The organism is Paenibacillus sp. tmac-D7 (genome assembly GCF_006519665.1).
GTDB classification, from domain to species: Bacteria; Bacillota; Bacilli; order Paenibacillales; family NBRC-103111; genus Paenibacillus_G; species Paenibacillus_G validus.
This window is the reverse complement of sequence record NZ_VIDW01000091.1, coordinates 1-4775: the sequence shown is the minus strand read 5'-3', so window position 1 is coordinate 4775 and position 4775 is coordinate 1. Positions and strand designations below refer to the sequence as shown.

Genomic DNA, 4775 nt, shown 5'->3' with positions numbered 1-4775 from the left:
TGTAGCAACCTATGACTTGAACCACGAGGAAGCCCGGTTCTCGGCTTGTTCCTCGGTGCTCACACGCAAGCGGGATTGCATAAGTTTTTCGGTCATAAGCCTGAGCGGCCCAAGGATGGATTTGCTGTCGTCATCGTAAAAAATGACATTGCCGTTGTTGTCAAAGTTCATCTGATTCATTTTCTTGATCGGTGTACCGTCCTTGTAAATCAGTTCTTTCTCGTCAACAAAAGTGATCATATTACCGCTCGTTCCCATCTCATACACCGTTCCCACGTTCGTCATATACAGTTTGCCGTTGTACGCCGACGTGTACGCCTTCGGAAGCCTGACCGAACGCCTTTAGCGCATGGGCGAAAAAGTATTCCTCCAGCCGCGTTGCCGCTTCTACTGTGGCCGCAGCCACTTCCTCGGGCTCCACGAATACGATCTTCCATGTGCGTAGCCTGAGTCAATAGCAGGCACGGAAGTTGTCGCTGGGGTATCAGATGGTAGGGTTTATATGGTTTTGTTGGTATGCCTTCAAGCAGGGGTGGTTTTAAACCTTCCTGATTCACCTGTGGCTGTTCTATGTTACAATTCATCCAATCCGGGAATATATAGAATATGGAAAAGCCCATTGCAAAACCAAAGAATTACCGCAGATGGCTTAAACACTAAAAATCACAACTAAACTTAAGGGACTGAGGCTAAAACCACCTTAATATTGGATTTGACTCCCAATCATGTGTAACCTAAACGGAACAAAAAAACGAAAGACAACTTGCATGAGCTATGCTGTCTTTCGGTATTTGAAAAAGGCCAGTTATTTAAGAAAATCAGACTTTCTCATGTCTGATTTTTAGTTTGCCATCAGTTGCTCTCTCCAGAATAATTGTGTCTCCTGCCTTGATATTATACAGATTGAAATAGTCATTCATAGGAGTCAATCGGTATTCATCCCGTGTACCTCCAAAATAAGCATTGTTGTAATAAATAAAGTCGAATGTCCATGATCTCCCTGATTCGTCTTCGAATACAAGGGTAACGCGGGGATTCAAGGTCCCGGTTCCCAATCTTGGAAAGAAAGAGATTGAATCCTTCAGTACGTACATTCCTGCTTGATGAGCGTCAGTCTCGCTGACATCATTTCTACTTAGTGTTTTTCTGATAGTAGCCATCACACTTCATCCTTTCAGAATATGACTTTAGTATTATATCGGCCAAAAATTCCAGAATTTTGATACATAATAAGGTGAAAAGTCACGATTTTCCTGCTGTTACAAGGTCTTAAGACCTGCGTTCAAAATATAGTTTGCGAAAATGTGTTCGTTTATGATATTCTTATGTCAAAAACGTTCCCCCTGGGAATATTTTTGACAGGGAGGCCCATTAAATTATGAAAACGTTCAAGGATACGGAATTTGCTTACATAAGAGAAAAGACAGGATTCTCAGTAAAGGAAGTTTCTGAATTACTCGGAAAAAGTGAACGAACTATTTATCGCTGGGAGAAGGGTGAGTCACTGCCTGATGAAAATCTGCTTAGAGAACTAAAAAGCATCTATAATGTACGTTCAGGACGTCAGCCGGATAATGACTTCAATTTCAGATTTATTGATCTGTTTGCAGGTATCGGTGGTTTGCGAAAGGCGTTTGAATCAATCGGTGGCAAGTGCGTATTTACCAGTGAGTGGGACTTGGCATGCAGAAAAACCTATCAGGCCAACTACAACTGTGATCATCCGATAAATGGTGATATTCGCGATGTTGATCTGGACAACATGCCCCAATATGACGTGCTCGTTGCAGGGTTCCCGTGTCAACCTTTCTCCATAGCCGGAGTGTCAAAGAAAAAGTCTTTGGGTCGTCCTCACGGGTTTCATGATGCTACACAGGGTACGCTATTTTTTGACGTGGCACAAATGATAGAACGCCACAGACCCAAGGCATTTCTGCTTGAAAATGTAAAGAATCTGGTTAGCCATGACAAGGGTAATACCTTCAAGGTAATCATGACTACATTAAAAGAAGAACTTGGATATCATGTAGACTTTCGGGTGATCGATGCCAAACATTTTGTTCCCCAGCATCGGGAACGTATCTTTATTGTGGGATTCCGGGATGATGTTGGGTTTGCTTTTAATAACATGAAGCTACCTCAATCGGGGCCAAAACTCGGTTCGATTTTGCATAAGGAAAACGGATCTGAGGCACCTGAATCTCCGTATACTGAAGCTCCTGAAGGCAGGGTTGCTGACAAGTATACGCTGAGTGACAGGCTATGGGAATACCTTCAGAACTACGCGGAGAAGCACAGGGCAAAAGGAAATGGCTTTGGATATGGATTATTTGGTCCAGATGACGTCGCCCGCACCCTGTCTGCACGTTATTACAAGGACGGTTCGGAAATACTGATCAGACAGGAAGGCAAGAATCCGCGGCGGTTAACTCCTCGTGAATGTGCAAGGTTGATGGGATTTGACAAACCGGGTCACAAACCATTTGTAATCCCTGTTTCGGACACACAGTCATACAAGCAATTCGGGAACTCTGTTGCAGTGCCTGTTGTTGAGGCTGTGGCTTCACATATGCTTCCGTACATCTTTAAAGCAATGAGAACAACCAAGGATGCAGATCAGGTTCAAATGCTTTTTGAAAAGGTTGCAGCATATGTCTGACATCGTTTCACCTGAAACCAGAAGCCGGATGATGGCCGGGATCAAGAGTAAGGATACGAAGCCGGAAATGATTCTGAGAAAAGGACTTCACAAGCTGGGATTCAGATATCGACTTCATGACCGAAGCTTGCCGGGGAAGCCAGACATGGTTTTTCCCCGGTACAAGGCGGTCATTTTTGCTCATGGATGCTTTTGGCATGGTCACTCCTGTCACCTGTTTAAATGGCCATCCTCCAATGAAGAGTTCTGGCATGCCAAGATTAATCGGAATATAGAAGTTGATAAGGAGAACTTGGCCCGTCTTCAAGAAATGGGCTGGAGGATGGGTATAGTATGGGAATGCTCATTAAAAGGAAAATACCGTATTAACAGCGAAGAAGTAATAGAACTTTGTGCCCAATGGTTACAGACGACGGATATGACATCTATTGAAATTGGTGGGCAGTGCTAACCAAACCAACATTGTGAGGATGTTATCGTATGCAGAGAGGCTTTCTTTCGCAGTATTTTGAAGGGGTGGCGATCAAGCGGCTCAGTGCAGTAGAGGTTAATACATCAGTGTCTAATCAGCATGAATTTAACGGAAGCAAGCCTCTACGTAATTTGTTTGGTGATGACCGTATATCACATGAAGCTCGGTTTCTTTGGCTCGCCGGAGAGAATGAAGGGTTCTCGTGTGAGGGCCATTTGACATGGTACGATGCACGGGAAAATCACCCCACCCGTACAGAATACAGATTGTACTTTAAAAGCAATGATGTTATGGATCAGGCGAGGGAAGCAGATATGCTGATTGTCGCTAAGCGACCAGACGGTGAAATTTATATGATACTGGTGCCTTCGGGGAGTACTCTGGAAAGCCAGTTACTGTGGTTGTTTGGTGTGGATCAGGTGGGCTTTAACTTCAATTTTCAGGCAATTGAAGATGGTCATGACCCTGAAGTTGATTTTGCTGTCCGTTATATTCTTGAAGAGATGGGCATTGTTATTGAGGAACATGACAGCGATTATCTGGATGCTATACTTGTGCCGTTCTTGGATGGAGGGTTTCCAAGTACATCTGTCTTCTCTGATCTGGCCAGAAGAACAATCAGAGATGTCTCACCTTATGAAGAACCGGACCAGACTTTGCTGAAGTGGATTGAACAAGAAGAAAAATTGTTCAAGCGTCTTGAACATCATATCGTTGCCAAAAGGTTGGAAACAGGTTTCCATGATGATGGAAATACTGATGTTGAAGGTTTTATCCAGTTTTCGCTTAGTGTCCACAATCGCAGGAAATCACGTGTTGGATATGCTCTTGAGAACCATCTGGAAGAAATCTTTAAGGCTCATAACCTTACATATTCTCGAACGGCAGTCACAGAAAACAAATCCAAGCCGGACTTTTTGTTCCCTCATATCAACAATTATCGAGATATGACATTCCCCGAGTCAAGACTAACAATGCTGGGAGTCAAGTCTACATGCAAGGACAGATGGCGGCAGGTACTTGCTGAAGCAAACCGGATTAATAATAAACACCTGTTTACACTGGAACCCGGCATCAGCGAAAATCAGACAGACGAGATGCAGGCGAATCACTTGCAACTGGTGTTGCCGAAGCGTCTGCATGACACATATAAACCTCGCCAGCAAAGCTGGCTGATGGATTTAAGCTCGTTTATACAACTGGCGAAGGAACGGCAATAACCAAAATTATATCGTCTCTCGGTTCACCGTTATTGATAGCCAAGGTATGCAATTTTAGCAAACAGAGGTGAATAATGAAGATAACGTACACAATTAAAGCAAATCCGCTGATTTCCAGACCTTTCCCGGAAACCAAGTTTTATAATTTAGACGGATGTGAAGTGAAATGGGAAGCTAATGAGAGCGGTTTTTTTAAAGGTATCACTATTTCTTTATGTGGAACTGAGATTGTTGGTAAGAACGAGAATGGTTTTATTTTGTCTGAGCAAGATAAAATGGAAGAGAAGATTTATAGAGTAGCATCATTTTGCTCAAACTCTATTTACAAACAAACAAAACTTGAATTGATAGATGCAGATGAACTTTTTTCCGACAGCCCTATCTATGAAGCCGAAAACAAAAGAGAAGAAGAGTTATTAAAAAA

Annotated in this window: 7 protein-coding genes; 4 read left to right on the top strand and 3 right to left on the bottom strand. The window is 43.1% G+C overall.

Annotation, left to right across the window (positions count from 1 at the left end; all coding sequences use genetic code 11):
* Positions 1-9: 9 nt before the first annotated feature.
* The 3 genes from FKP33_RS26455 to FKP33_RS26450 all read right to left on the bottom strand — a co-directional run bounded on the left by FKP33_RS26455 (position 10) and on the right by FKP33_RS26450 (position 1160).
* The gene (locus FKP33_RS26455) at positions 10-285 is read right to left on the bottom strand and encodes a hypothetical protein (RefSeq protein ID WP_141336793.1); all 276 of its coding nucleotides are present in this window, start codon (positions 283-285) and stop codon (positions 10-12) included.
* Positions 260-421, bottom strand: coding sequence for a hypothetical protein (locus FKP33_RS27400; RefSeq protein WP_181410295.1), 162 nt, complete (start codon positions 419-421; stop codon positions 260-262). Before FKP33_RS27400 ends, FKP33_RS26455 begins: the two co-directional genes overlap by 26 nt.
* Before the next feature lie 397 nt (positions 422-818).
* The gene (locus FKP33_RS26450) at positions 819-1160 is read right to left on the bottom strand and encodes an EcoRII N-terminal effector-binding domain-containing protein (RefSeq protein WP_141336792.1); all 342 of its coding nucleotides are present in this window, start codon (positions 1158-1160) and stop codon (positions 819-821) included.
* Positions 1161-1378: 218 nt separating this feature from the next.
* Between FKP33_RS26450 and dcm the strand changes: the two genes are divergently transcribed.
* The 4 genes from dcm to FKP33_RS26430 all read left to right on the top strand — a co-directional run.
* Positions 1379-2659 carry a DNA (cytosine-5-)-methyltransferase gene (dcm, locus tag FKP33_RS26445; protein WP_141336791.1) on the top strand — a complete coding sequence of 427 codons (1281 nt, stop codon included), beginning with the start codon at positions 1379-1381 and terminating at the stop codon, positions 2657-2659.
* Positions 2652-3110, top strand: coding sequence for a very short patch repair endonuclease (locus FKP33_RS26440; RefSeq protein WP_141336790.1), 459 nt, complete (start codon positions 2652-2654; stop codon positions 3108-3110). Before dcm ends, FKP33_RS26440 begins: the two co-directional genes overlap by 8 nt.
* Positions 3111-3139: 29 nt before the next feature.
* Positions 3140-4351, top strand: a complete 1212-nt coding sequence (locus FKP33_RS26435; RefSeq protein ID WP_141336789.1) for a type II restriction endonuclease — start codon at positions 3140-3142, stop codon at positions 4349-4351.
* Between the two features lie 74 nt (positions 4352-4425).
* A partial coding sequence (locus tag FKP33_RS26430; RefSeq protein ID WP_141336788.1) for a hypothetical protein occupies positions 4426-4775 on the top strand: 350 nt, incomplete at its 3' end.

Bases quoted from the DNA above. Each gene is read 5' to 3' on its own strand.
- FKP33_RS26455 (WP_141336793.1), bottom strand. From the start codon at position 285: ATGACGAACGTGGGAACGGTGTATGAGATGGGAACGAGCGGTAATATG.
- FKP33_RS26450 (WP_141336792.1), bottom strand. From the start codon at position 1,160: ATGGCTACTATCAGAAAAACACTAAGTAGAAATGATGTCAGCGAGACT.
- dcm (WP_141336791.1), top strand. From the start codon at position 1,379: ATGAAAACGTTCAAGGATACGGAATTTGCTTACATAAGAGAAAAGACA.
- FKP33_RS26440 (WP_141336790.1), top strand. From the start codon at position 2,652: ATGTCTGACATCGTTTCACCTGAAACCAGAAGCCGGATGATGGCCGGG.
- FKP33_RS26435 (WP_141336789.1), top strand. From the start codon at position 3,140: ATGCAGAGAGGCTTTCTTTCGCAGTATTTTGAAGGGGTGGCGATCAAG.